The organism is Leptothoe sp. EHU-05/26/07-4 (genome assembly GCF_043421015.1).
In the GTDB taxonomy this organism is placed as follows: Bacteria; Cyanobacteriota; Cyanobacteriia; order Phormidesmidales; family Phormidesmidaceae; genus Leptothoe; species Leptothoe turfae.
This window is the reverse complement of sequence record NZ_JAXSQV010000003.1, coordinates 685,405-710,871: the sequence shown is the minus strand read 5'-3', so window position 1 is coordinate 710,871 and position 25,467 is coordinate 685,405. Positions and strand designations below refer to the sequence as shown.

The window sequence follows — 25,467 nt, the reverse complement described above, 5'->3', positions numbered from 1 at the left end:
GAGGTAAAATCGGTGAATATTAGGCGTGATCGGAAATGGCACGCATACCCATCCCCCCATCTACTTATCTACTCAGCCCAGGGAGCTTTGATTAAACCCCAGGTAGGATTGTTAATGGCCAAATCCATGTCGCGGGCAAAGACTTCAAAGCCTTCATAGCCGTGGTAAGGACCGGAATAATCCCAGGAGTGCATCTGCCGGAAGGGAAGGGCCATCTTCTGGAAGACATACTTCTCTTTAATGCCAGCCGCAATTAAGTCTGGCTGTAGCTCTTTGGCAAGTTCTTCAAACTCGTAGCCGCTGACGTCGTCGTAGATGACCGTGCCTTCTTTCACATAGTCGGCGGTGCGCTTGTAGTCATCACCATGGCCAAACTCATAGCCAGTACCGATCACGTTCATACCCAGGTCTTCAAAAGCAGGGATCACGTGACGAGGCCGTAAACCACCCACCATCATCATCACTGTCTTGCCTTCTAACCGGGGGCGATACTTGGCAACAATGGCATCCATGCGTTCCTGATGCTCGGCAATCACCGCTTCAGCTTTGGTCTGAATGGTCTCATCAAACTGTTCGGCAATCTTACGCAGAGACTTGGCAATCTGGGTGGGACCAAAGAAATTGTATTCCATCCAGCCAATACCATACTTCTCTTCCATAAACCGGCAGATGTAGTTCATCGACCGATAGCAGTGGATCAGATTCATCTTGGCCAGGGGCGTCATCACCACTTCGTTAAAGGTGCCATCCCCTGAGAATTGGCAAATAACACGGAGACCAATGGCTTCTAGCAGTCGGCGGCTGGGCCAGGCGTCTCCACCGATGTTATAGTCGCCAATGATGTTGACATCATAGTCACCCACTTCATACCCTTCGGGCAGTTTGCGATACTCGTCGGCCTTGGGCAGTACCCAGTCGCGCACGGTGTCGTTAGCAATGTGGTGACCTAAGGATTGAGAAACCCCTCGGAATCCTTCACAGCGGACAGGAACAACTGGTTTGCCGGTCTCTTTAGCTTTCTGTCTGGCAACGGCTTCAATATCGTCTCCAATCAACCCTACGGGACATTCCGATTCAATGGTGGTGCCCTGACTTAGGGGAAACAGTTCTTCTAGTTCATCAATGATTTTGGCCAGTTTCTTATCACCGCCAAAGACAATATCCCGTTCTTGGAAATCGGAGGTGAACTGCATGGTACCAAAGGTGTCCACCCCGGTGGTGCCCACATAGTAGTTACGGCGACCAGACCAGGAGTAGTAGCCACAGCCCACTGGCCCATGACTCAGGTGAATCATATCTTTGACAGGTCCCCAGACCACCCCTTTGGCTCCTGCGTAAGCGCAGCCACGAGTTGTCATGACGCCGGGAACAGATTTCTTGTTAGATTTAACGCCGCAGTCAGAAGCGCCTTCTTCTTTGACATTCAGGTGCTTGGAGCGTCTCTTTTGGGCCTTCTCAGGGTAGGCTTTCAGCACCTCCTGGATCAGCTCTTTTCGATCTTCTACGGTGGCCATGGTGTCCTCTCATTTAGGCTAGAGAATAGGATGAAGCGGATGGGCAGCACGCTAGGGGTAAATCTCACGGGTTGGAGACTCACCCACCAGCGGCTAGCCTTTAGACAGCAGCGACAGCAGCAGTATCAGAGGCTAGCGCTTCTTGATACTTTTCATCACTATCTAGGATGCCGAATTCAATCAGGAGTTCTTCCAGTTCGTCCATGCTAATGGGCGTCGGAATCGTCAGTTTGGTGTTGTTGATGATCTTATCGGCGAGTTGAGCATACTCATTGGCTTGGTTGCACTCTGGGGCATACTCATTTACAGTCATCCGGCGGAGTTCAGCATGCTGTACCACGTTGTCACGGGGAACAAAGTGAATCATTTGAGTATTGAGCTTGTCGGCTAGGGCTTCAATGAGCTCAATTTCCCGGTCTGTATTCCGGCTGTTGCAAATCAAGCCGCCCAGCCGCACACCGCCAGATTGGGCATACTTCAGAACGCCTCGGGCGATGTTATTGGCCGCATACATGGCCATCATTTCACCGGAGACAACAATGTAGATTTCTTGGGCTTTGCCTTCCCGAATGGGCATGGCAAAACCGCCGCAAACTACGTCACCGAGTACGTCGTAGGAGACGAAATCAAGATCTTCGTAAGCCCCTTCTTCTTCCAGGAAGTTGATGGCGGTGATGATGCCACGACCGGCACAGCCGACGCCGGGTTCAGGACCACCGGACTCGACGCATTTAACGCCGCGATAGCCTTCTTGCAGCACCTGGTCAAGTTCGACATCTTCAACGGCACCGAGTTCGGCAGCCAGTTGTAGCACGGAGGTTTGGGCTTTGCTGTGGAGCATCAGGCGAGTGGAATCAGCCTTCGGGTCACAGCCCACAATCATGATGCGTTGGCCTTGCTCAGCCATGGCGGCTAGGGTGTTCTGGGAGGTGGTGGATTTACCGATACCGCCTTTTCCGTAAAATGCAATTTGTCTCATGAATTGGATTCTCCTTAGGATGTTAGTAAACGCTAGGTCTAGATGTAGCGATACAGAGCGGTGCGGTTTGTCGAGGGTCCGTCAGAGGCTCTGCTCTCTGGTAATTGACGGGGGGAGGTGAACGCTCGACCATAAGGGTCTGATGGAGGGGTTTCATAAGACACGTAAGAGATAAGGTGAGAGAATGGAGGTGAGTTTTATACAGCGATAACGGTTAATTCAGGTGAAACCTGGGACTGTAGCCGAGTTTCAATTGCACCTTTGAGGGTGGCCGTGCTGCTATCACAAGAGCCACAGGCACCCTTGAGCTGCACTTGCACCACATCGCCGCTGACATCGTAGAGTTCAACATCACCGCCATCAGCTATCAGCATGGGGCGCACGTCTTCGGTCAGGACTTGTTGAATCAGATTAATTTTTTGGATGGGGGAGAGGGGGGCTGCAGTCACTTCTGCTTCTACCCTGGCGGCTGTTGTTGCTCTGTCTCGCTGCACTTCGATTAAAATATCTTCAATGCCGGCCAGACAAGAGCCACAGCCGCCACCCGCTTTGACATAGTTGGTGACTTGTTCAACGGTAGTCAGATCGTTTTCGATAATCACACGTCGGACGCGAGGCTCGGTGATACCAAAGCAGGAACAGATTAATGTGCCTTCGTCATCGTCGTGGTGCTCCACTTCAATACCACGGTATTTGTAGATGGCGGCTTCCAGGGCTTCTTGCCCCATCACAGAGCAGTGCATTTTGGCTTCGGGTAAACCACCCAGAAAGTCAGCAATGTCTTTATTGGTAATCTTCAGGGCCTGATCAAGGGTTTTGCCTTTGATAATTTCAGTGAGAGCAGAGGAGGATGCGATCGCACTGGTACAGCCAAATGTCTGAAACTGTGAATCCAGAATGGTCTCGGTCGATTCCTGAATCTTCAGGTGAAGTCTCAGAGCGTCACCGCAGGCAATGCTACCCACTTCACCATAGACAACGGCCATATCGGGTTCGTTGGCATCTGCGATCGCACCCTGATTGATCGGGTTATAAAACAGTTCAAGTACCTTTTCGGAATAGTCCCACATGGTAGTTTCTGGAGGTAAAGGAGCAAGAAGAGAGAGAGGTAGGGGCTGGTCCTGTACCGGCCCTATGCGCTATGGACCAAATCGCGGCCCTGTAACCAATCCGCTTCGTCATTGTTAAAGGGTGAAATCGCCCGCAATTTTTCCACAATGCCAGGCATGACATTGACAACCTGTTGGATATCTTCTGCAGTGGTGAATCGCGATAAGCTAAAGCGAATTGAGCCGTGGAGAATGGTGTAGGGAAGTCCCATGGCGGTGAGAACATGGGAGGGGTCTAGAGAACCGGAGGTGCAGGCAGACCCCGAGGAAGCGCAGATACCATGCTGATTCAGCATAAACAGAATGGCTTCGCCTTCAATATATTTGAAACCAATGTTGGTGGTGTTAGGCAGACGTGGGGTGCCGCCGCCATTCACGTCACAATCGGGGATTAACTCCAGCAGTTGGCGCTCTAGCTGGTCCCGTAGCTGACACTCCCGATCAACAGCAGCGAGATGCTCACGGGCCACTGCGGCGGCTTTACCCAGGGCAATAATACCAGGCACATTGTGGGTGCCCGCCCGCCGTCCGCGCTCCTGGTGTCCGCCCAGAAGAAAGGGACGGAAGCGGAAACCGCGTCGAACATATAGAGCACCCACCCCTTTAGGGGCATGGAGCTTGTGTCCAGAGAGGGTGAGCAGGTCAATGGTGCTGTTTTTTAGATCAATGGGTAATTTACCAACGGCCTGGACGGCATCCACATGGAAAGTGGCACCGCATTCTTTTGCGATCGCGCCAACCTGTTCTATCGGGAAAATCACACCGGTCTCATTGTTGGCATACATGGTGGTGACCAGTGCCGTGCCGCCAGTCATGGCGGCTTCCACTTCCATCAGATCAAGCTGACCGCGTCGGTCCACGGATAAATAGGTAACGGTATAGCCTTTTTTCTCCAGATGCTTGCACACATTGAGAATGGCCGGATGTTCAACAGCAGTGGTGACAATATGACGTTTCTCGGGTTGGGCCGCCAGGGCCGCATGGATGGCCGTATTGTTGCCCTCACTGCCGCAGCTAGTAAAGATAATCTCAGTATCTTCTGCCCCTAGGAGTTCAGCCACCTGGACTCTGGCATCCTGAATGGCAGTACCGACCTGTCCTCCAAAGCTATGCATCGACGATGGATTACCGTAGAGGTCGCTCAAATAGGGCAGCATTGCATCCAAAACATCGGGGTCAACCCGCGTGGTCGCATTGTTATCTAAATAAATGACCATTACCTCATCTCCGCGATCAATAAACAATAAAGGACAGTAGAAAGAATCAGAGCAGGCACTACGGCATTAACGGGACATTTGTGTCAGCCTGGGCTCTCAAGGTTTGTAGGGATTGGGAATACCGGTCAAACCACTGTCGCCAGTATCCAGGCTGCTGTGAGGATTTAAGCCGCGCGATCATGTGGCTATAGTTGGTAAACCAAACATGCCAGTAATCTGTTGTTGTCTCAGCCTTTAGAGCGACAGCTGTGGTTGCGGTGGATAACGGCACACAGCCTTCATTCGTTGGGCACACAGACCAGCATTGAGCGACGCCATGGGAGCCTTGACACTGGTTACAGCGATTCACATCTATCCAGAATGTGGACCCATCGGTCTCAATGGCCTTGGTTGGGCAGCTAGAGAGACAGCGTTGACAGGAGATACAGTCATTAGTGATGGTGTAAGTCATGGTATGGGCCTCGCTGTTAGGGTTAGGACAGAGAGAGCAAAAGAGAGGGGAGAGTTAGGGGCAGAAATTCTGATAAATCTCCCTTTTTCCTGTATCCTTTCTTCTTTTATCTCTCTAAAACGTGTTCGTCATAAAACCGCCGTGCAACAGTTTCAATCACGTCATAGGCTTCAATGACGGTCAGCCCGGCTTTTTGTAAGGCCTTTTGGGGGCAGGGGCCTACTTTGGCCGTCAGTAGAGCCTGACAGTCAATAATTGTATTGATGATGCCTTTCAGGGCTGCCTCTTCGCCGTAACCGCCCTGGCAGTAATCGGCAACTTTACGATGACCAACAAACTTGGCTTCCGTTGCATCTACTTCATAAATCATGAATTCTTTGGCATGGCCAAAGTGTTGATTGACGAGTCCTCCCCCCTTAGTTGCAACCGCAACCAGGACTTTAGTCGACTCCGTTCGACGCTTATTGACAGATGCTTGTTTTTTCTCCGCTACAGCGGCTTTGGTTTGCTCAATGCCCAGATGAACTGCCTGACGTTTTTCCAAACTGTAGTCCGCCGACATATCCATCAACTTCTCCTTGGTGAATTCCTGACTACGGTCTTCACCCAGCAGACCGACAGCATCGGCTCGACACTGACGACAGTGGCGCATCATTTTCATGTTGCCAGAGCAATTATCTTGAACGCGCTTAAGTTCTTTGGGATTTGGACCCCGCTGACCATTGAGACCAAAGTACGTGCCATGCTCTGGGGCCGAGATCAGGGGCATAATATTATGGAGAAATGCACCGCGATCTCGAATCGCCTTATTCACCTCTGGCAGGTGCTCATCGTTGATGCCAGGAATCAGCACCGAGTTTACCTTGCAGAGGATATCAGCTTCCTGAAGCGCCTGTAGACCTTCCATCTGCCGCTCGTGCAGGATCTTCACCCCCTCAATGCCACGGTAGCGACGACGACGGTAGTGAACCCAGGGATAAATTTTCTCCCCTATTTTTGGGTCCACCATATTAATAGTGATCGTGACATGATCCACATTCAGCTGCTTAATCCGATCAACATGCTCAGGCAACATCAGACCATTAGTTGAGAGACAGAGTTTGATGTCAGGAGCTTTGTCGGCAATTAGCTCAAAGGTGCGGAAGGTTTTCTCTGGGTTAGCCAGGGGGTCGCCGGGACCCGCAATCCCCAAAACTGTCATTTGTGGAATTTTACCGGCCACCACCAAAACTTTGTGGGCAGCTTCTTCAGGTGTGAGCAGTTCGCTAACAACACCAGGACGGCTTTCATTGGCACAGTCATATTTACGGTTGCAATAGTTGCACTGAATGTTGCAGGCTGGAGCCACCGCAACGTGCATACGGGCATAATGGTGGTGAGCTTCTTCGCTGTAGCAAGGATGTTTTTCAATGCGAGCCTTTAAAGACTCACTCATACCACTAGGAGCATCATTTTTAGTGCTACAGCCACAGCCGCCGCCAGACTTCTTGACTGTAGTTTTTGTTTTAGTCAACGTTATGTCCAGCTCAGGCGTCGTCGTGGGCGCGGAGACAAGGGCAGTAGGAGGCGGAGGCGTCATTGGTTTAAGGAGTTAGGGAATAAGGTATCGATATGAAATAGCGGCACTGCATTGGCTGAGCCTGTAAACACAGTTGGTTGTTCTGCACGATAAAATCGGAGAATCGGACTGGAGGGTAGACAATGCAGTGCCAGAGAGCGTGCGAGCCTTAGAACTCAGTCAGGTGATCAGCAACTTCCAGGGTGTGTGGATGGAGATGTGCTTGTTTGTCTGGGTAAGATAACGAGGACATCTCAATAGGGTGAATACGCCTGAAATTGGTCTGTCACCTACCGCCCAATGGTGAACCTCTAACCAACAAAGGCTTAGCAAGATACGTGAGATCTAGCTGGACCTTGTTGCTTGAGTTCACCAACGTGTGTTAACTGAGTGTTTGGCGATGCAAGAGTTATATCAACGGCTCTAGAAGTTCACTAGAACAACGCCCCCATAGGATTTATTAGATAATTAACGCTGTACTCATCGACTACAGCCCTTGATAATTCAAGAAAAAATATTTTTTCTAGGTTAGGGTACGGGCATTCCCCAGGGTACGGACTAGTATTTTGTCACCCCCGCTCGATGATTACTGTACTCAGTCGCATCCATTATCATAAAAGGGATGGACTCGACTTTGATGGGTTCTAGATGACAAGTTTTTGAGTACTCAATAACAGATATTTTGCTAAATTAGATACACAATTTACCGCTGTGCTACATAGGCCAAAAAGGTGTCTGTATCATTGTTTTCAGTTTAAACCCAATTTCGGTAACGGATTTTACTATTTCACATTAAATAATGTTAAACAATAGGAGAGTTTTAAGCTGGAACACTATCTTGCTTTTGATGATCCAGATGACGCTGATGCTCACTTTGAGGTGGGCTCATTAAACTGGATGTTCCGTAACAGTTCACCGCTAGGATCGACCTATTGGCGAGTTGTTAAGGATTGCTGAAATTAGTCGAGGCAGTTCTGCATCAGTTGTTACAGTTTCTGTTGCTAAGCTGTGGGTTCGCCGATCAAAAACCAAGTTTTGAGTACATCAAACAAGTTTTTATAAGACTGTCTAAAATCCAGGTCTAAACACTATATATAAAGGCTTTGACGTGAGTACAGAATACCTGCACCCACCCTTAGAAATACCTAACCCTGGGTATCAAAATACTTGTACCCTGTCCCTAGAAAAATTCTAAATGCTTTACCAATAAAGGTTTTAGCATTTGAGTGTAAAGGTAATAGTTATAGTAAATCTGGATTGGGCCGTTGCGATCACCCCCCCTCAGTTGTAACTGCTATAAGCAGGAAAACAACGCCCCACCAGACCCATGTCCCTATCTCTGCAACACTTTTCTGTTCGGCATTTGTTTTCGTCTGCTGAACTGCACCGGCTTTTTCCCTGTGTGGCCGATTTCACAATCATTTTTGAACGGGACCCGGCGGCTCGCAGTTGGTTAGAGGTGTTGTGCTGTTACCCTGGTTTACATGCGATCGCAGCCCATCGCCTCGCTCACTGGCTACAAAATCACAAGATTTCCTTTCTCCCTCGCTTTATTTCTCACCTGGCTCGCCTCTTTACGGGAATTGAAATTCATCCCGGGGCCACCCTCGGTAAAGGGGTTTTTATCGATCACGGTATGGGTGTTGTGATTGGGGAAACTGCTGTGGTCGGAGACTACACCCTGATCTATCAGGGGGTGACTCTAGGGGGGACAGGTAAAGAAACGGGTAAGCGCCATCCTACGGTTGGCAGCCAAGTGGTGATTGGCAGTGGTGCCAAGGTGCTTGGCAGTATTACTATTGGGGACCATGCCCGCATTGGAGCGGGTGCTGTTGTATTGAACAGTGTACCGACCAACTGCACGGCTGTTGGGATTCCCAGCCGTAATGTTTGCGAATGCAACACCCTAACAACTCCTTTGGAACATGGTCAGCTTCCCGATGTTGAAGCCACTACCCTACGTCATCTTTTGGCTCGCATTGACGCGCTAGAAACCCAAGTACAAAGTCTCACTTGTTCATCCCTTTCAACGTTGGAGTATCAATCCTATGGATAACCCCACACCCACTGTTCCCGGTTGGGGGCAAGTTGTCGCAGTGCCTCGCGGCGAACGTTGGTCGATTAATCGTCGCTTGCAAGAACTTCATATCTCGTGTAGCTGTCCCACCGATGGCACACTACGAGTTGATGTCAACGATGCATTAGAGCTGATGTTAGTTTGCAGCGTCATCAGACAATTCACATCACCTCGCCAGTCTAGTATTGGCTGGCTAGAACGGTGTTGGCAAACTCAGGTGAGCTGTACTACAAATCATTAGCCGCTTACTTTCTGTTCATCCTACCTATTGATTGGAGAAATTATATGACTACTCAAACCCTTGTCCGTGCTTTTGGTGAAGTAGGTGATAATCCTGTCGGTCTTGAGAAGGAGATTACTATCACCGTATGCGAAGGGCTGAATTTGGTTTACGCCAGTTTTCAAGCCCTTTATATGCAATATCAAAAGCATCATTTTGTAATTGAAGGTGCAGAATTTTACGCTATTCATGAATTCTTCCAAGAAAGCTATGGGGCTGTTCAGGGAGATGCCCATGATGTTGCTGAGCGTTTAAATGGTCTAGGCGGCATTCCCGCAGGCACCTTTGCCACCCTGGCCGAACAATGCTGTTTCACTCCAGAATCAGAGGGTGCCTATAATTGTCAACAGATGATTGCCAATGATCTTACTGCTGAGCAGTCGATGATCACTCTACTTCGCCGACTAGCCACTCAAGCCGAAAGTGTGGGAGATCGAGCCACTCGATATCTCTATGAGCAAATTCTCTTAAAGACAGAAGAGCGGGCTTTTCATCTTGAACACTTTTTGTCTGAAGATAGTCTTACTTTTACCTTTTTGAAGTAGGGCTATGCAGTTCAAAATTTCGTCTATTGCTCAAATAGTCAGGAGGCGCTTACTATGTTGACCACCCTTATGATGATTGGTCCTTTTATTGTCTTTGCTTGGGTTCTACAGTATTTTCTCAATCAAATCATTGCAGAAGATATTGAATCCTTCAACGGAGACCAGTCTCAGTCAATGGACGATGCTTCGTTGACTTAAGACAGCTGTTCGTCAAGTCTAATCCAGTAGGCAAATTTTGAGGGTGAGACTATACACGGCCCTCAGCTCACCCTCTTCCCTCTTCTCTCTTCCCTTTTCTCTCTTCTCTCTTCTCTCTTCTCTCTTCCCTCTTCCCTCTTCCACGTTTACGGAGGCCGCTACGATGACACCACCCCCCCAAATATATATTAACGATACGACCCTCAGAGACGGTGAACAAGCTGCAGGTATTGCCTTCAGTTTGGACGAGAAGGTTGCGATCGCAACGTTTCTCGACACCATTGGCATTCAGGAAATGGAAGTTGGCATTCCCGCCATGGGGAGAGATGAAGCTCAGGCCATCCACACAATTGCCAATCTGGGCCTAAATGCTCAACTCCTAGGGTGGAATCGCGCTGTGTTGTCTGATATTCAGGCGTCGATTAATTGTGGCCTAAAGCGCATTCACATTTCGGTGCCAGTTTCAGATATACAGATTCAAGTAAAGTTTCAAGGCCAGTGGGCCAAAATGTTTAAGCAGCTACAAGAGACTATTACCTTTGCCCGCGATCACGGTCTAGACGTAAGTGTTGGCGGTGAAGATAGTTCTCGGGCTGATGAAACATTTTTACTCGAAGCTGCACAGTTTGCCCAAGAAAACGGCGCATTTCGTTTTCGTTTTTGTGACACTGTGGGCATTCTGGACCCGTTTACCACCTTTGAAAAAGTTCGAAAACTGGTTGCCGTCTTAGCCATTCCAGTGGAAATGCACACCCATAACGACCTGGGGTTAGCAACAGCCAATGCCCTGGCCGGTATCCGAGCTGGTGCTGTCTCTATTAATACTACTGTTAATGGGCTAGGAGAAAGGGCTGGCAATGCGGCTCTTGAAGAAGTTGTCATGGCCCTACGGCAAATCTATGGTCTCAAAACCAATATTCAAACCGAGCGTCTGTTAGAATTGTCTCGCTTTGTTGCTAAAACCGTCAATTGCCCAGTCCCTCCCTGGAAGGCTATTGTTGGAGCCAATACCTTTGCCCATGAGTCCGGTATCCATGCCCATGGAGTGCTGCATAATCCCAGCACTTACGAACCGTTTGATCCCAAAGATGTGGGTTGGCAACGGCGTTTTGTTGTCGGCAAACACTCTGGTCGTCACCTGTTGAGTCAAGTTCTACAGAACTATGACATACATCTGGATGCCAGCAACAGTCAGTTACTGCTCAATGCCGTCCGCGATCTGTCTACTCAGCTGAAACGTAGCCTTACCGTTGATGAATTGCTCACCTTAGCCTCGCAGGAGGGGTTAGGTGTGGCGATTATATAATTCGCACAGGGGGCAGGCACAAGGTTCGCCCCAATAGACTTTTCCCATGGAACAGGTACAAGGCCAGCCCCTACAATGCTCTTTATCTTAAGGAAACACTATGAAAGTCATGCTGCATACGGATCGTGCTGGAAAGCTAATGGTCTATGTTGCCAAAAAGGATCTAGAAGAAGTTGTTGTTAAACAAACCACAGTCGATGATGCCCAAGTTCTGACCCTAGCCAATGGCTGGGAGCTATCAGTGACCGGATTGGATAATCCCATCAAAACGCCTCAAACCGTTAAAGCTAAACGCTTGAATTAAATTCTATTTAAGCCGAGAAAGCTTGAGTAGATGGAAAATTAGGCGGTAGGAGGCAGAAGTCAGTGAGATCCTGTATGCTGATTTCTGCCTCCTGAATTATATCCTTGGGAAAACGTTTCGCTCTGAATTCATACTCCATAAAACGGTAAATTATTTGCTGGCATATCCCTAAATACTGTTGCCTCACTTCAAAGGAGATTTTTCCATGTCACCGCTTAAACAACTACCTCCATATATGTTTATCCTAGAGGGAATCTTTTTAGGGTATCTCAGCAAGAAAAAGAGAAAGATCAAAGCTCTTGCCCTTGAAGTCGAGCAGGAGCAAGTGGTAATTAAGCTGCCTAAAGAGGTGCGAGATTCTATACAAGATTATCAATTCCAGCCCGGAGACCAAATTCGCTGCATTGGTCGCAGTCAGGTTGATTTTACCACAGGTACCATTAAGCTCAGAGCCTATCAGGTTTTGCCACTACTTCCCCCTAACGAAGAGGTGCCTTTCACAACGTCACCCCAGGCTCCAATGTCAACAACGGCTGAGGCTTCTCAGGTGCCAACGTATCCCACGGTTGCTGTTGCACAAAAACCACCTAAGATCTTGATTTGTCGCAAGTCAGGCTGCCAGAAGCGAGGTGGCCACCAACTGATCTCAAAATTAGAGAGTATCTTGCAAGAATATCAGCTCCATGACCAGGTAGAAATTCAATATATAGGCTGTCAAAAACGCTGTTCAAAGGCACCAACTCTGACGATTATGCCGGGCAAACATCGGTACGATCGGCTCAGCCTTCAAAGTTTATCTAACGTTGTAGAGAAACACTTTTTCCCCTCTAAACCATGTTCACTTGAAAGCTAATCATGAAAATAAAATATCGCCAACTGGTGCTTAAGCTATTTGCTTGGTTCATCGCTGAAATTACACTCACCTATGTCGGTCTAGATAATCTGGCCGATTACAGCGAATACCTGAAGGAACAAAGCACTATCTCGATAGCTATGGCCTATTCCCAGAGTTAAGGGTACTAAAGTGTTAGAACGATTTGGCTAAACAGAACGTTCATCAACTCGCATGTCAAACGGTGCTTCCATTTGTGATGGGGGATGGACTCTGATTTTGGCACGGGGACTCAATTGAGACATATATTCAGCTAGCCTGGTCATACGGTCCAACACTCGCCAGTTTTTTTCCTGATCAGAGCAGTAAATATGTAAGATTACGACCTCAGTAATATTGATGGTCCATCTACAGAGCATCAACAGGGATTGAGTAGATCCATCACAGGCTTCGAAAAAGTGCCGACAGATAGCTACTTCTAATTGCCTTTTCAATGCTGCGTCCAAGTCTGTTATTAACTCTGGTGGGAGATCTTCCGGCGAGAGTGAATGAACCATTATCAATCCTCAAAGCTAGCCACTAAGGACTGGACTCAATCATACGCTATGCCCAGCTCGCTCCATCGTAATGACTTGAGCAATACGCTCAGGAAACTCTTCTAAATCAGCATCTTCTTCCTTAGGCATTGGGGACAGAAAGGTATAGCAGGGATCACACTGCCCCGTATCAAATACTTGTAACACCCACTTGTCGGGAAGTCCTTCTACTCCTATTTCTACGACATACCATTCACTACCCGTCTCACGGGTAGCCAGAATGGAGAAGAAATCTTGATCAATATCTGGAATTTCCAAATCTTGCATCAAAAAATTCCTCGCGACCATACTAGCATCAGTCATCGATAAACTTAGCATTGTCAAAGGTCTCCTTTATATCTACCAGTTGAAGATATTGCTCAGAGACTGCAATATCTTTCCAAGTCTGGACCGCCGCCACTAGCAGCAGCATCTACAGAGAACACGGCGGCCCTATTTTTGGAGTCATTACTCAGTGTGCCAATAGTTACAAGGGGACTGTTCCTGTGAACCAATCCATATCATTCAAAACCAACTATGCTTCAGTCCATCAAGATAGAACTGGCGTTGCAGAGTCTCGGGAGGATTTAATCTAAAAAATAACGATCCGGGACAATTCAGCCCGATCAATTCATTCCCTAAATCAACAACAGCATAGAACTAAAGCTGTAGGGCTAATCAAAAAAGCTGGAGTCGCACACTCTCTATACCCTATTACCAAAGATCAACACAAAATATTCTGTATCGCTCAACACCAAACCTCCATTAGCAACAGTCTTTAACATTTTAAGAGATTGACCATATTTTTCTGAGTAAACCGTTATTGTAGAAACAAAAAAACGGCCTCAATAGTTCATTCTGAACATAATGTCTCGTCAATTAGGAAGAAAACATTAAACCGTATCAGGTGACATAGAATACAAAATTTTGGATTGTTATGTCTAAGGGCATGACTTTCCAATAAATTGTCCACTCTCCATCTCTGTAATCTAGTCCTGATGGATTCGTCATTCCTCTTTCTCTGTCTAAATCTTCTGTTTATTCGGAAATCTACTCATTTATGACTTTTATAGAAGGTTTGAGAAAATCAGGTTCGTTTTTTTCAGTCGCCAATTTTTCCTCACCTATCGCTCTATTGATAGGCCTGCATTGTCTATGGCTTACACTATCAAAGACGGTTGTATCTCTTGCGATAGCTGTCGGCCCCAGTGTCCAACGGGAGCCATTAAACCTCAAGCAAAATGGGAAGGCTATTGGATTGACCCTACCCTGTGCGATGACTGTCAAGATTTAGAGACACCTCTCTGCTTAAATGCTTGCAATATTGGCTCCCTATCCCCTCTAGTTCCCAAAAAAGGACGCCGTAAAAGCACCCTCCTGCCAGCAGCAATTGCTGACATTTTTCTCAGTGGTAAGACGACTCCTTTTGCATCTTCCATGGTGATTTGGGAAGCCTGTAACGTTTTAGCTCAGCGTCAGCATCTGCCTTGGCAAATCGATGCTGACGGAAAATTTTGTTACCATCGACCGGTCCATCGTGGTCGAGGAGAAGTTCGCCTTCGATTAGCCACAAGTCCCGAAAGGGATATCCCCATAGCAATGCCTGCAGATGAAGCAATGGAGGTCATGGCTCAATTTGATATTCGTGCCACCTGTCTTCATCTGATTTTTGCGGCCTATGCCATCACCCTCAATTCTCCGTGGGAAGAAGCATTTGTAATCAATGACCAGCACATTGAACAATATTTAGATCTCAATAAGCGAAAAGATCTGAGCAAGCTAGACAAACTCACGTTGATCAAGCATTTAGTATACCAAGTCTGTCAGTTACTGGTTGCTTTGGACTGGCCACGTCAGGGAAAGGTTAAAGCCTTTTCCTTTGATGAGCAGCCGATTTGGCATCTAGTCAACACTGAGTATTATTTTGAAAAAGATCACCAGGGAGGTCGTCACTTAATTGGGTTAAGCTTTACTATCCGCCCTGGGATTTGGGCCAAACACTTTCTTAACAAACAAGACTATCGTAATCAAACGGCTTTTTATCAATACGGTACCCTACCTAAGTCATTATTAACTGAAGTGATGAGCAACTGGCAACAGCATGAGGGTGCTGTTCGTCTACTGTTGTGGCTATTATTCAAGCTGAGGTTGGGGGGTGACCATCGGCTGACTGTGCGCACCCTACTACGTATTGCCTATGGAGAAGATCGATTAATAGAGGCTACCACTGTCCGGGGGGCACACAAACGTCTGCTGAAAACGTTTGAGAGCGATCTGGAAACAATTTATTACTATGGCCTCAAACCGTTGTTTGATCCAGAGACCTATCCCGCCGATATACAGCCACTATGGGCTAAAGTCATTGATATCCCCAACGATGTTGACGATGCTCTTGAATTTTGGGTAAATGATGCCAATCAGAGCCGGAGCTTAACGGACACGGCCCCCCGAGACAAATGGCAGCGACTGATCAATGCTCGATTGGCCGGCTTTGAACTATCGGAAGAATGGCAACAAACAGTGCGTCGTCGAGCCCCTAAGCGGCGGCGTAAACAATCTCAAACAACTCAATTAGGCTCACTCTCTGGTGATGTTATCAAGGCAGCACGCCAACGTCAAAACTTGACTCAACGCGCCTTAGCCAAACATTTAGGGAAAAGCCAGAGTTGGGTGCGAGATGTGGAAAAAGGTCGATTTCGCATCAGTACCGAAGACTACCCCCGTTTACAACAAACACTGGGGCTTAAATAGATAATATATGCAAGATTTTGTCTATTATCCCCAAACAAACATTCCGCATTAAGTTGTCCCCCAAAAAAGATTTCCATCAGATACCTTTAGGAGAATACCCATGACAGAACAACAACCCATTTCCAATGAAGTTGCTTTGAGAATTGCCTTGGCAGCTAAGGCTTTACCCAATGTCTCTATAAGAGAGTTAATCGATGCATTACAAACCAGTCTCGACGATAACATTACGGAGGAATCGCTAAGTACCCTAACCGTCACCCAGCTCAAACGTGCCTTTGGCAATATTTACGATGTGGATGAGGGCGAATGGGAAGGCGAAGATGCCAATAATCAGGAGATTGCTGCCGTTAAAGAAGCGGTGCGGATTCTCTGGGGAGAACAGACAGAGTACGATCATCCCTTACCCATCGAGCCTGATCAAGGCGATATGCCTAACTCAATTCGCATAGCGGTTGCATCCAATACAGATGAGCAATTAGACGGCCATTTTGGCTCCTGCCATCGATATTTGATTTATCAGCTATCGGCGGATGCTATTAAGCTGATCGATGTGCGCTCTGCTCTGGAGGCAGACCTGAGCGATAACAAAAATCAGTTCCGAGTGAATTTGATCAGAGACTGTCCTGTGCTCTATGTTGTGTCCATTGGAGGGCCTGCCGCCGCCCAAGTGATTCAAGCGAATATTTACCCCATGAAAGTGGAAGCTGGAGGAGCTATCCGGGAGATTCTTGCCGATTTACAACGGGCGATCGCAACATCACCCCCTCCCTGGCTGGCAAAAATCTTAGGCATTGGAGCAGACCAGCGGGTAAAGAATTATCAGGCGGTTGGTTAGGTCAACGATGAATATCCAACGACATAAATAATGCATTCAGACAATTCAAACAATCACGGGTCTTTGGCCTACCCATTTTGCCGATCTAATCCGAGTGGCACAACTTGTTTATGATCCCAGTGGTGGAATTTCAAGTTGCTCAACCAGTGATATATCTGATTGATTGTGAATACTTGTAGCATCGATTATAGACATCGAGGAACTAACCTATAATAATGTTCTCGCAAAGACACCGGTCTATTCTTGTTATTTAAACAAACAATTAATAGAAAAATTGCGATCGCAGCCACAAGTATTTGTATTCGTTCATTAGGCGTTTCCGGCCTGGATAGTATTGCTGAAACCTATGGGAATTAACCATCGCTCAGAGTTAACCGTGCTTGGATTACCCGCAGAACGGGGTAGGTGGTTGTTAATTCCCTTGGGCACAGTCGTTTTAATGTGTCTGGGCACCGTTTATTCCTGGAGTATTTTTAGAACCCCCTTGGAAGGTGAGCTAAATTTAAGTGCGACTGAGAGTCTTCTACCCTATACGGTTGCGCTGGTTTTCTATGCGGCTCTCATGCCAGTCGCAGGTTTTTTCATTCCTCGCATAGGCGCTCGCATGGTGGCGGTAATCGGCGGGATTTTCCTGGGGGCGGGCTATATTCTCTCCAGCTTTGCGACAAACATTGGCATGCTCGTCCTCACCTATGGAGTTATGGCAGGGACAGGCGTAGGCGTTACCTACGGTGTGCCCATGTTTGTCGTTGCCCGATGGTTTCCTGAGAAAAAAGGCCTAGCGATGGGAGCAACAATTGTCGGGTTTGGGCTATCGCCGCTCATTACTGCTCCGTTAGCCAATCGATTAATTGATAGTTACACCGTAAGGCCAACGCTGTGGATCTTAGGCAGCATCTTTATGATGATTGTTCTAGGCATTGCCACCATCCTAAAATTACCGCCCAAGGGCTGGCATCCCCAACAGAATTCTGCTAAGCCAACAGTCACAGGGTTCCACAGTTATCCCAAAAAGCTGCTCAAAAGCCAGTCATTTTATGGACTGTGGGGTTGTTATGCCATTGGCACCCTGATCGGCTTAAGTGCCATTGGTATCTCAGGTCCGGTGGGGGAAGAGATTATTAAGGTTAATCCAGAGACGGCAGCCATTAGCGTTTCTCTATTTGCCCTCTTCAATGGCTTCAGTCGTCCTTTATTTGGGTGGTTAAGCGACCGTTTTAAGCCTCAATATGTGGCAATCTCATCGTATACGCTGGTACTGATTGCCTGTGTGCTAATGATGAACGCACAAGAGGGTCAGTTAGCTACTTATTTAATTGCCTTTTGCCTGCTTTGGTTTTGTTTAGGAGGATGGTTAGCCATGGCTCCTACCATCACCCTCCGATTTTTTAACCCCGATCAATATGCTCAAAATTATGGCATTGTGTTTACCGCCTACGGGGTAGGTGCCCTAACGGGCACCCTGGCCATCGGACAAATTCGAGATTGGTTTGGCACCTATACCTACGCGTTTTATCCCATGGCCCTATTTGCCATCATCGGCATTGTGGTTGCTAGTTGTCTGCTCAAACGTGAGCAGACACGATCCTAACCCAGATGCCTTACGGATACGTGCTTGCTCAAATCTAGGCTAGACAAGCGGCTAAATCTGCCTCGGGTATGGTGATGGGTTGGAGATTATAGGTGTCCGACAATAACTTCAACACATTAGGTGAGATAAATGCAGGCAGCGTGGGTCCCAAGCGAATATCTTTGATCCCCAGGTGCAGCAGGGTCAGCAAAATAGCCACCGCTTTTTGTTCATACCAGGACAAAATCATTGACAAGGGGATTTGATTAACATCGACCTCAAATGCATTGGCTAGTGCGATCGCAATCTGAATTGCAGAATAGGCATCATTACACTGGCCCACATCCAATAACCGAGGAATACCTTCAATAGCCCCTAACTCTTGATCAAAGAAACGGAACTTGCCACAGGCAAGCGTGAGAATCACACAGTCCTCAGGCACTTTCTCTACCAGTTCAGTGTAATAGTTACGATCAGGTTTAGCCCCGTCACAGCCCCCAATTAAGAAGAAATGACGAATTTTGCCAGCTTTAACCGCTGCAATCACCTGGTCAGCGACCCCCAGTAGCGCATTGCGGGCAAAACCAGTGGTTACCTGCCGGGGAGTCCCTATTTCAGTGAATCCAGGTAACTCCAATGCTTTCGTAATCACGGGGGTAAAATCAGGCAGCCCATTGGGCTGAGCGGGAAGATAATTCAATCCTGGATATCCCACAGGACCAATACTAAACAGCTTGTCCTCATAGTTTTCATGGGGTGGCATCAGACAATTTGTTGTGATCACAATGGCCCCTGGAAATTTGGCAAACTCCCGAGTTTGGTTTTGCCAGGCCGTACCATAATGACCATAGAGATGGGGGTAGGTTTGTTTTAGACGCGGATAGCCATGGGCGGGTAACAATTCTCCATGGGTGTACACTGTGATAGCGGTTCCCATGGTCTGTTTTAGCACCGCTTCCAATTGGGGAATATCATGGCCAGACACGAGAATAGCTTTACCCACTCTGGTGTTGAGGGGCACCGATGTGGGCACCGGATGGCCATAATTACCCGTATGCCCGGCATCTAGCAACTGCATCGCCAGCAAATTGATTTCCCCAACCTTCAAGGCCAGAGTGACCCAGTCTTCCAGACTCAGATCTTGACGCTCCAATGCAGCTAGGGCCTCATAGCAGAATTGATCAACCCGTTCATCGGTTTGACCCAACTCCTGGGCATGGAATGCATAGGAGGCCATCCCCTTAAGACTGTAAAGAACAGTGAGTTTAAGGGAGAAAATATCAACATTGTTTTTCGATTGACCAATAAATTGCAGGGCGATATCCTCTCCCTGAGACGCTAAACTATCCTCAAAGTTGGGTTCATAGCACGTGATATCTGGCCAACTTTGGTCAGATTTTGTAACCTGTTGCACTTGAGTTTTGAGGTGTTCTCGATAGGCCAGCGCTCGACGAATGTAGCTGGTAAATCGTTTTTGATCAAAGTTGACATTGGTCATGGTGGCAAAGATGGCTTCACAGGTGAATCTATCGACCTCATCGGTGGAGATCATCAGATCACGGGCACGGAGAGCAACTGGGGCAAGGCCACGCAGAATATAGATCAGCAGATCTTGCACAGCATTGACCTCTGGACTTTTGCCACAGGCTCCCCATTGATGGCAGCCTTGTCCACTCGCAGTTTGTTCGCATTGTTCACAAAACATTGTCAGATCCTCTTGGGAAGCAGCTGGGTTTACTGTAGGAGAGGAGAACGTTCAATGCTTTGACTTAAGTCAAGGGAAAGGACTAAGGGTAATAAACTTTAGATTTTCTTCTGTATTTCTTGGAAACGGCCCATTAGTCTGAAGTTACAATATATCTCTATCTCTCACTACAAACTGTGACTATCCAATGGTGTTGTCTCCACTCTCAAATTTTTTGAGTCAGACGATGATATTCCAGGATTTACCATTGGATCAGTTGGAAGATCTTGAAGGTTTAGCAGTTACCAAATCCTATGGCAAAGGCGAGGTCCTCTTCCATCAGGGAGATGCTGGAATTGGATTTTTTGTGATCCAATCGGGGCGTGTAAAGGTATTTAAACTATCGCCCCAGGGTAAGGAGCAGATTTTGCATATCTTTGGTCAGGGAGATCATTTTGCTGAAGTGCCCGCTCTGGATGGCAAGTGCTTTCCCGCCTCCGCAGCGGCCCTTGAGTCATCGGAGCTTTTATTCTTTCCACGTCAGCCTTTTTTAAGCCTTTTAGAACAGCGTCCATCCCTTGCCATTAATCTGCTCAAAAGCTTTGCTCGACATCTTCGACGGTTTTCGAACCTGGTGGATAGCCTTGCTCTACAGGATGTTCCAGCTCGCCTAGCTACCTACTTGCTAAATTTGAGTGGGGAATTGAACAACGTAGATATTATCAAGCTTGATCTGCCCAAAAATCAGCTGGCGGCCCGATTAGGGACTATTCCTGAAACTCTATCACGGGCTTTTTCCAAGCTAAATCGCGCTGGTTTAATTTCGATGGATGGCATTGAGATTACATTGTTAGATTTAGAAAACTTAAAGCACCTGGCCAATTGCGATCGCTAGTCTGATCACCTCTTACCCCTTACTGCAACCGCTGTATCAAATGTTCTCCCACTCGCAACGCATTGGCCATTACCGTTAGCGCTGGGCTAACACTGGCGCAAGAGGGGAAAAAGCTGCTGTCTACCACATAGAGATTGTCAATCTCATGGGTGCGGCAGTGGGTGTCTAACACTGAGGTGGCTGAGTCAGTGCCCATGCGACAGGTTCCACTCTGGTAACCCACCACCTGAATTGGCACTTCTCCCCGTGGATATACACCACTGCGCTGCAGACCTTTAGACGTTTTCTCCAGGGCTTTTAACACCTCAATCCATCGGTACACCAGACGATCATGGGCTTCTATATTGTTGGGCGTAAACTCGTAGCGTAGTTTCCCATTTTGAAAATATATTCGATTGTTGGGGTTTGGCAATACTCCCGTTTGGGCTCGCCAGCCAATGGACCGCATTGCTAACTGTTTTAAGCCAGCCCCCGGCATAATCTTGGCAGCCACTGACAGCAATGGCGGAGATTCGGCAAAAATGATGTCTTGCAACAGTCCGCCCGTATTCTCAATGTGTCCCATGGGGTACTCATAGTCACCGTCACCCCAATAAAAATCATTGATGCTAACACTTTGGGGGAATGTCCCTGAATTGTTGGCGGCACTGCGCTCAACAATCATGGTCATCTGGTGCTTCATCAAGTTGCGCCCCACCTGGCCTGAGCTGTTGGCCAATCCCTCGGTGTGTTTGGCATTGGCAGAACTCAGCATCAACGCCGCTGAATTGACTGCACCGCAGGCCAAGACGACGATATCGCCAGCAAATAACATGGCCTGATCGCCAATTTCTGCCTGCACTCCTTTGATTTCAGTACCCGTTGGGTTGGTGTGCAGGCTAACAACTTTTGCCGACGTTTGTAGCGTCACATTGTCATACTTTAAAGCTGGATTGATACCAAAGACTTCAGCATCTCCCGTGGGATCATCATCCTGGCGGGTCAGACTGACGGGTAGGGGAGCCGGGTGCAGTCCCTGCTGTGCGATCGCCTCGACAATTGGCTGCATCAGCGGCTCATGATCCACAGCCCCATGGGGATATGCACTACTGTGGGTAGGCTCTGTTGGGTCTTTACCAGGATCACCATGTACCTGGTAAAGCTGTTCAGCCGCCGTGTAATAAGGTTCTAAATCTGCATACTGGATGGGCCATGCGGGGGCCACACCATCCTGGTATTTGACTGCTCCAAAGTCGCGATCGCGCATTCGCATCAGAGAAGCGCCATAGATTTTAGTATTACCGCCAATGGCATAGTTGGTTTGAGGAGAAAACGGCTCACCGGACTGGTCATACCATTGCTCCGAAGCATGGTATTTTGTCTTTTTCAGCACATCGACCCCTGCGGGATTTTGCTCTTCGAGGGCCATACCGGTTCCCCGCTCCAAAATCAAAATCCGTTTCCCCGTAGGTGCAAGTTTTTGTGCCAGCGTTCCCCCGCCAGCTCCAGTGCCCACAATGATGATGTCGTAGTGCTGGTCATCAATAATCATGGATTTCTCCTCTGCCGGTTACCAATGAGGGTTTTTAAATAATTAAGGTCTTGTATTGTCACGATTAGAGCTATTGCCAGACATAAATCAAGATAAACAGCACAATCCAAATGACATCGACAAAGTGCCAAAATAGTGATGTGGCAGCAACACCATACTCACCGCCAGCATAGTTATTGGGAATAAACGAACGGGCCAGCATAATACTCTGCAGCAGTACCCCAGTTAAAACATGCAGTCCGTGGAAGCCAGTCAACAGATAAAAGGTGCCGCCAAACACCCCTGACTTAAAACCAAAGGGCAGACTCATCCACTCCACAGCTTGACCATAGAGAAAGAAACTCCCCATGGCCATGGTCAACAGCCAAAATGCCCGGAACCCCCACAGGTTATCTCGGTGTAAGTAGCGCTCTGCCAAGTAGATCACAAAACTACTGGATACCAGGACAATCGTATTAATAAATGGCTCTCGTACCTCTAAGCCCTCTACCCCCGCTGGCAACCAGTCGGTGACATTGGTCTTGTAGACAATGTAGCCCGCAAAAAAGCTTAGAAAGATGACGCTTTCAGACAGTAGGAAGACAATGAAGCCAAACATACGATGGTCTTCTTCTTCATGTCCTACACCTTGGACAACCTGGGTATTAACAGTCTGATCAAGCTTAGCTGTGCTCACTGGCCAACTCCTTTGTTGGATTATTTTCAACTAAAGGTTCATTGCTGCCGTAACCATAGGGAGCCGACACAACAACCGGAATCTCATCAAAGTTCTCGTGGGGAGGTGGAGAGGATACCAACCATTCCAAACCAATGGCCCGCCAGGGATTATCTCCAGCTTCCTCACCCTTCACCCAAGCACTCAAAATATTCAAGATAAAGGGCAGTGTTGATACCCCTAATAAAAAGCCACCGAGGCTCGCTAGAACATTCCAGAAGGCAAACTCTGGATCATAGGAAGCCACCCGCCGGGGCATGCCCTGCAAACCCAGGGGATGCATGGGTAAAAAGTTGAGATTGGTGCCAATAAAGGTGAGCACAAAGTGCAATTGACCCAAACCCTCGTAGTACATGCGCCCAGTCATCTTGGGAAACCAGTGGTAAATGGCAGCATAGAAGCCCATCACAACGGCTCCATAGATAACGTAGTGGAAGTGGCCGACCACAAAGTAGGTGTTATTAACGTGGATATCAAAGGGGGCCGACGAGAGCATAATGCCGGTAATTCCGGCAAAGAGAAACATAAATAGGCCGCCTAGGGCAAACAACATGGGTGTTTTTAGCCGGAGCTTACCGCCCCAAATCGTCGCCACCCAGGCAAATACCTTGATCCCCGTGGGTACGGAAATCATCATGGTGGTAAACATAAACAACATGCGCATCCAGCCCGGAGTGCCACTGGCAAACATGTGGTGGACCCAAACAATACCACTCAGCCCAGTGATGATGAGGGACGATAGGACAACAATCTTATAGCCAAAGAGGGGTTTACGGGAATAAACTGGGAAGACCTCTGAGAATATACCAAAAATTGGCAGAATAATGACGTATACCGCCGGATGGGAATAGAACCAGAAGAAATGCTGATAGAGAATTGGGTCACCCCCGCGAGAGGGCTCAAAAAAGCTGGTGCCCACCGTCAGATCCAGCAGTAACATGACGGCACCTGCCGTTAGTGCTGGCAATCCAAACAACTGAATGATCTGAGCCGAAAATACTGTCCAGCAAAAGGCCGGCATTTTGAACCACCCCATCCCCGGAGCGCGCATTCTAAAAATGGTGGTAACAATGTTGACCGCACCCATAATCGACGATACTCCCGACAAGGCTACGGCCAATAGCCATAGGGACTGACCATTGATCAAGTTGCCGGTAGGATTCTGCAAACTGACCGGCGGATAGGCCCACCAACCCGATTGGGACGGTCCACCCGGCACAAAGAAGCTGAGGGTGAGAATGACCCCGAATATCGGCACCAACCAAAACGCAGCAGCGTTTAGCCGGGGAAACGCCATATCCCGTGCCCCAATCATTAACGGCACTAGATAATTGGCCAGGCCGTTGAGCATGGGAAACGTCCACATGAACAGCATAATGGTGCCGTGCATGGTGAACAGTCCGTTATATACGGTGCGATCCACCAGATCCGCTTCGGGAGTAATCAGCTCTCCCCGCATGATCATGGCCAACAAGCCACCAAATAAAAAGAAGACAAACGCAGTGACAATATATTGAATCCCGATGACTTTGTGATCGGTACTAAAACTAAAAAATCTGCGCCAGTTATCCGGGGCTCCCGGTTGGGGTTGGAGATTGGGGGGCGTCACCTCCAAAGATGCATTACTCATGGAAATCGTCCTCTGAACTGGCGTAATTTACAATCGGAGCAGGAGCTGGCTTAACCGTCTTCCACCCTAAACCAATGGGGTTTTGGGTGGTGGTGCGGTTGAACTCTTCATAGGCCACATTCTGGGCTGGCGTGGGGGGCAGAGAGGCCACTGCTGTCAGCCATTGTTCGTAGTCTTCGGCAGACTCCACAACGACGTTGGTTTGATTGGCTGCAAAATAAGTGCCACTATATTCTGAATCTCGCAACCGATAGCGCCCTTCTCGAATGGGGGTAAATTCAAATCCGATCTCCTGGCCTGGGACCACATCCTGTTTGACTCGAAAAGCGGGGACAAAAAAGCCATGGAGAACATCCTCTGAGGACAGCAGTAGCTTAGCCCGCTGATTCACAGGTAAATGCAGCTCGGTACTGCGAATATTTTGGGCTGGATAGTGAAATTCCCAGGCCCATTGCCGCGCATAGACATTAATGGGAGACTGTTCAGCCTCGGGGGATGCAACAGGTGCAGCCTCTGCCATCGACATCCCCATGGCCTTATGCTCCATGGGGCCAAGAATACTCATACGGTCATAGGTTTGATAGCTAAATGTACCAATCCAGATCACCAACAGGATCGGAATCGCCGTCCAAACCACCTCTAGGGGAATGTTGCCTTCAATGGGGGGGCCGTCACTGGCATCATATTTAGCCGCTCGCTGAAACAAAATTGCGTATAGCAGTGCCCCCACTACACCTAAAAAGATGAAGCTACCAATGGTGGTCATAAAGCTAAACAGATTGTCCACTAGTACGGACTCCGCCGAGGCTTGGGGCGGCATCCAGTGATAGGCTTGTTGACCCACCCAAAGGCTAATAAAGAGATCGGCAATGGCTAATCCCATTAAAATTAAAATCGTGCGTCGATTCATC

Annotated in this window: 25 protein-coding genes; 12 read left to right on the top strand and 13 right to left on the bottom strand. The window is 48.1% G+C overall.

What is annotated here, in order from left to right; translation table 11 throughout:
• Positions 1–68: 68 nt before the first annotated feature.
• The 6 genes from nifD to nifB all read right to left on the bottom strand — a co-directional run bounded on the left by nifD (position 69) and on the right by nifB (position 6,849).
• Complete coding sequence (nifD, locus tag U2F10_RS10885; protein ID WP_163698937.1) at positions 69–1,514, bottom strand: nitrogenase molybdenum-iron protein alpha chain; 1,446 nt, start codon at positions 1,512–1,514, stop codon at positions 69–71.
• A gap of 100 nt (positions 1,515–1,614) precedes the next feature.
• A complete protein-coding gene (nifH, locus tag U2F10_RS10880; RefSeq protein ID WP_163659252.1) occupies positions 1,615–2,493 on the bottom strand; it encodes a nitrogenase iron protein in 879 nt (292 codons plus the stop codon).
• 197 nt (positions 2,494–2,690) lie between these two features.
• Positions 2,691–3,563, bottom strand: coding sequence for a Fe-S cluster assembly protein NifU (nifU, locus tag U2F10_RS10875; protein ID WP_163659251.1), 873 nt, complete (start codon positions 3,561–3,563; stop codon positions 2,691–2,693).
• Between the two features lie 62 nt (positions 3,564–3,625).
• On the bottom strand, positions 3,626–4,819 hold the full coding sequence (gene nifS / locus U2F10_RS10870) for a cysteine desulfurase NifS (protein ID WP_499872028.1): 1,194 nt from the start codon (positions 4,817–4,819) through the stop codon (positions 3,626–3,628).
• Positions 4,820–4,877: 58 nt separating this feature from the next.
• Positions 4,878–5,270 (bottom strand): 4Fe-4S dicluster domain-containing protein, encoded by a 393-nt coding sequence (locus tag U2F10_RS10865; RefSeq protein ID WP_499866602.1) that lies wholly within the window; start codon positions 5,268–5,270, stop codon positions 4,878–4,880.
• A gap of 106 nt (positions 5,271–5,376) precedes the next feature.
• A complete protein-coding gene (gene nifB / locus U2F10_RS10860) occupies positions 5,377–6,849 on the bottom strand; it encodes a nitrogenase cofactor biosynthesis protein NifB (protein WP_499872026.1) in 1,473 nt (490 codons plus the stop codon).
• Between the two features lie 1,306 nt (positions 6,850–8,155).
• On the opposite strand from nifB, the gene cysE reads away from it, so the two are divergent.
• The 8 genes from cysE to U2F10_RS10820 all read left to right on the top strand — a co-directional run bounded on the left by cysE (position 8,156) and on the right by U2F10_RS10820 (position 12,552).
• Complete coding sequence (gene cysE, locus U2F10_RS10855) at positions 8,156–8,884, top strand: serine O-acetyltransferase (RefSeq protein ID WP_490796041.1); 729 nt, start codon at positions 8,156–8,158, stop codon at positions 8,882–8,884.
• A complete protein-coding gene (locus tag U2F10_RS10850) occupies positions 8,877–9,146 on the top strand; it encodes an Asr1405/Asl0597 family protein (protein ID WP_006514478.1) in 270 nt (89 codons plus the stop codon). The genes cysE and U2F10_RS10850 overlap by 8 nt, the downstream gene beginning before the upstream one ends.
• Before the next feature lie 44 nt (positions 9,147–9,190).
• The gene (dpsA, locus tag U2F10_RS10845; protein ID WP_006514477.1) at positions 9,191–9,730 is read left to right on the top strand and encodes a DNA starvation/stress protection protein DpsA; all 540 of its coding nucleotides are present in this window, start codon (positions 9,191–9,193) and stop codon (positions 9,728–9,730) included.
• A 54-nt stretch (positions 9,731–9,784) separates the two neighbouring features.
• Positions 9,785–9,928: a hypothetical protein gene (locus U2F10_RS10840; protein WP_163659246.1), complete on the top strand. Its 144-nt coding sequence runs from the start codon at positions 9,785–9,787 to the stop codon at positions 9,926–9,928.
• A gap of 163 nt (positions 9,929–10,091) precedes the next feature.
• The gene (gene nifV, locus U2F10_RS10835; protein ID WP_163698939.1) at positions 10,092–11,234 is read left to right on the top strand and encodes a homocitrate synthase; all 1,143 of its coding nucleotides are present in this window, start codon (positions 10,092–10,094) and stop codon (positions 11,232–11,234) included.
• Between the two features lie 100 nt (positions 11,235–11,334).
• Positions 11,335–11,538: a putative nitrogen fixation protein NifT gene (nifT, locus tag U2F10_RS10830; RefSeq protein WP_006514474.1), complete on the top strand. Its 204-nt coding sequence runs from the start codon at positions 11,335–11,337 to the stop codon at positions 11,536–11,538.
• Between the two features lie 205 nt (positions 11,539–11,743).
• Positions 11,744–12,391: a (2Fe-2S) ferredoxin domain-containing protein gene (locus tag U2F10_RS10825; RefSeq protein WP_499872024.1), complete on the top strand. Its 648-nt coding sequence runs from the start codon at positions 11,744–11,746 to the stop codon at positions 12,389–12,391.
• Between the two features lie 2 nt (positions 12,392–12,393).
• Positions 12,394–12,552: a hypothetical protein gene (locus U2F10_RS10820; RefSeq protein WP_163659243.1), complete on the top strand. Its 159-nt coding sequence runs from the start codon at positions 12,394–12,396 to the stop codon at positions 12,550–12,552.
• Positions 12,553–12,579: 27 nt separating this feature from the next.
• Here the strand turns inward: U2F10_RS10820 and U2F10_RS10815 are convergent, their stop codons facing one another.
• Together U2F10_RS10815 and U2F10_RS10810 are read right to left on the bottom strand one after the other, a co-directional pair.
• Positions 12,580–12,927, bottom strand: coding sequence for a hypothetical protein (locus U2F10_RS10815; RefSeq protein ID WP_499872022.1), 348 nt, complete (start codon positions 12,925–12,927; stop codon positions 12,580–12,582).
• Between the two features lie 39 nt (positions 12,928–12,966).
• Positions 12,967–13,284, bottom strand: coding sequence for a hypothetical protein (locus U2F10_RS10810; RefSeq protein ID WP_499872020.1), 318 nt, complete (start codon positions 13,282–13,284; stop codon positions 12,967–12,969).
• Between the two features lie 816 nt (positions 13,285–14,100).
• Between U2F10_RS10810 and U2F10_RS10805 the strand changes: the two genes are divergently transcribed.
• The 3 genes from U2F10_RS10805 (at position 14,101) to U2F10_RS10795 (ending at position 18,122) form a co-directional block, all read left to right on the top strand.
• Positions 14,101–15,696: a helix-turn-helix domain-containing protein gene (locus tag U2F10_RS10805; RefSeq protein WP_163659240.1), complete on the top strand. Its 1,596-nt coding sequence runs from the start codon at positions 14,101–14,103 to the stop codon at positions 15,694–15,696.
• 100 nt (positions 15,697–15,796) lie between these two features.
• Positions 15,797–16,531: a dinitrogenase iron-molybdenum cofactor biosynthesis protein gene (locus U2F10_RS10800; protein ID WP_499872017.1), complete on the top strand. Its 735-nt coding sequence runs from the start codon at positions 15,797–15,799 to the stop codon at positions 16,529–16,531.
• 346 nt (positions 16,532–16,877) lie between these two features.
• Positions 16,878–18,122, top strand: coding sequence for an L-lactate MFS transporter (locus U2F10_RS10795; protein WP_163698950.1), 1,245 nt, complete (start codon positions 16,878–16,880; stop codon positions 18,120–18,122).
• Positions 18,123–18,156: 34 nt separating this feature from the next.
• Here the strand turns inward: U2F10_RS10795 and hcp are convergent, their stop codons facing one another.
• On the bottom strand, positions 18,157–19,806 hold the full coding sequence (gene hcp, locus U2F10_RS10790) for a hydroxylamine reductase (RefSeq protein WP_499056617.1): 1,650 nt from the start codon (positions 19,804–19,806) through the stop codon (positions 18,157–18,159).
• A gap of 226 nt (positions 19,807–20,032) precedes the next feature.
• Between hcp and U2F10_RS10785 the strand changes: the two genes are divergently transcribed.
• Complete coding sequence (locus U2F10_RS10785) at positions 20,033–20,680, top strand: Crp/Fnr family transcriptional regulator (protein WP_499872016.1); 648 nt, start codon at positions 20,033–20,035, stop codon at positions 20,678–20,680.
• Between the two features lie 19 nt (positions 20,681–20,699).
• On the opposite strand, the gene U2F10_RS10780 is transcribed toward U2F10_RS10785, so the two are convergent.
• From U2F10_RS10780 to U2F10_RS10765, 4 genes are all read right to left on the bottom strand, one after another.
• On the bottom strand, positions 20,700–22,211 hold the full coding sequence (locus tag U2F10_RS10780; protein WP_163698954.1) for a GMC oxidoreductase: 1,512 nt from the start codon (positions 22,209–22,211) through the stop codon (positions 20,700–20,702).
• A 70-nt stretch (positions 22,212–22,281) separates the two neighbouring features.
• Positions 22,282–22,809: a cytochrome c oxidase subunit 3 gene (locus U2F10_RS10775; protein WP_499868699.1), complete on the bottom strand. Its 528-nt coding sequence runs from the start codon at positions 22,807–22,809 to the stop codon at positions 22,282–22,284.
• A gap of 64 nt (positions 22,810–22,873) precedes the next feature.
• Complete coding sequence (gene ctaD / locus U2F10_RS10770; RefSeq protein ID WP_499056620.1) at positions 22,874–24,556, bottom strand: cytochrome c oxidase subunit I; 1,683 nt, start codon at positions 24,554–24,556, stop codon at positions 22,874–22,876.
• Entirely contained in the window at positions 24,549–25,466 is a 918-nt protein-coding gene (locus tag U2F10_RS10765; protein ID WP_499872014.1) for a cytochrome c oxidase subunit II, read from the bottom strand. The genes ctaD and U2F10_RS10765 overlap by 8 nt, the downstream gene beginning before the upstream one ends.
• Between the last annotated feature and the right edge of the window lies 1 nt (position 25,467).

Excerpts from the sequence above, each read along its gene's own strand:
- nifD (WP_163698937.1), bottom strand. The coding sequence starts at position 1,514 with ATGGCCACCGTAGAAGATCGAAAAGAGCTGATCCAGGAGGTGCTGAAA.
- nifH (WP_163659252.1), bottom strand. The coding sequence starts at position 2,493 with ATGAGACAAATTGCATTTTACGGAAAAGGCGGTATCGGTAAATCCACC.
- nifU (WP_163659251.1), bottom strand. The coding sequence starts at position 3,563 with ATGTGGGACTATTCCGAAAAGGTACTTGAACTGTTTTATAACCCGATC.
- nifS (WP_499872028.1), bottom strand. The coding sequence starts at position 4,819 with ATGGTCATTTATTTAGATAACAATGCGACCACGCGGGTTGACCCCGAT.
- U2F10_RS10865 (WP_499866602.1), bottom strand. The coding sequence starts at position 5,270 with ATGACTTACACCATCACTAATGACTGTATCTCCTGTCAACGCTGTCTC.
- nifB (WP_499872026.1), bottom strand. The coding sequence starts at position 6,849 with ATGACGCCTCCGCCTCCTACTGCCCTTGTCTCCGCGCCCACGACGACG.
- cysE (WP_490796041.1), top strand. The coding sequence starts at position 8,156 with ATGTCCCTATCTCTGCAACACTTTTCTGTTCGGCATTTGTTTTCGTCT.
- U2F10_RS10850 (WP_006514478.1), top strand. The coding sequence starts at position 8,877 with ATGGATAACCCCACACCCACTGTTCCCGGTTGGGGGCAAGTTGTCGCA.
- dpsA (WP_006514477.1), top strand. The coding sequence starts at position 9,191 with ATGACTACTCAAACCCTTGTCCGTGCTTTTGGTGAAGTAGGTGATAAT.
- U2F10_RS10840 (WP_163659246.1), top strand. The coding sequence starts at position 9,785 with ATGTTGACCACCCTTATGATGATTGGTCCTTTTATTGTCTTTGCTTGG.
- nifV (WP_163698939.1), top strand. The coding sequence starts at position 10,092 with ATGACACCACCCCCCCAAATATATATTAACGATACGACCCTCAGAGAC.
- nifT (WP_006514474.1), top strand. The coding sequence starts at position 11,335 with ATGAAAGTCATGCTGCATACGGATCGTGCTGGAAAGCTAATGGTCTAT.
- U2F10_RS10825 (WP_499872024.1), top strand. The coding sequence starts at position 11,744 with ATGTCACCGCTTAAACAACTACCTCCATATATGTTTATCCTAGAGGGA.
- U2F10_RS10820 (WP_163659243.1), top strand. The coding sequence starts at position 12,394 with ATGAAAATAAAATATCGCCAACTGGTGCTTAAGCTATTTGCTTGGTTC.
- U2F10_RS10815 (WP_499872022.1), bottom strand. The coding sequence starts at position 12,927 with ATGGTTCATTCACTCTCGCCGGAAGATCTCCCACCAGAGTTAATAACA.
- U2F10_RS10810 (WP_499872020.1), bottom strand. The coding sequence starts at position 13,284 with ATGCTAAGTTTATCGATGACTGATGCTAGTATGGTCGCGAGGAATTTT.
- U2F10_RS10805 (WP_163659240.1), top strand. The coding sequence starts at position 14,101 with ATGGCTTACACTATCAAAGACGGTTGTATCTCTTGCGATAGCTGTCGG.
- U2F10_RS10800 (WP_499872017.1), top strand. The coding sequence starts at position 15,797 with ATGACAGAACAACAACCCATTTCCAATGAAGTTGCTTTGAGAATTGCC.
- U2F10_RS10795 (WP_163698950.1), top strand. The coding sequence starts at position 16,878 with ATGGGAATTAACCATCGCTCAGAGTTAACCGTGCTTGGATTACCCGCA.
- hcp (WP_499056617.1), bottom strand. The coding sequence starts at position 19,806 with ATGTTTTGTGAACAATGCGAACAAACTGCGAGTGGACAAGGCTGCCAT.
- U2F10_RS10785 (WP_499872016.1), top strand. The coding sequence starts at position 20,033 with ATGATATTCCAGGATTTACCATTGGATCAGTTGGAAGATCTTGAAGGT.
- U2F10_RS10780 (WP_163698954.1), bottom strand. The coding sequence starts at position 22,211 with ATGATTATTGATGACCAGCACTACGACATCATCATTGTGGGCACTGGA.
- U2F10_RS10775 (WP_499868699.1), bottom strand. The coding sequence starts at position 22,809 with ATGTTTGGCTTCATTGTCTTCCTACTGTCTGAAAGCGTCATCTTTCTA.
- ctaD (WP_499056620.1), bottom strand. The coding sequence starts at position 24,556 with ATGAGTAATGCATCTTTGGAGGTGACGCCCCCCAATCTCCAACCCCAA.
- U2F10_RS10765 (WP_499872014.1), bottom strand. The coding sequence starts at position 25,466 with ATGAATCGACGCACGATTTTAATTTTAATGGGATTAGCCATTGCCGAT.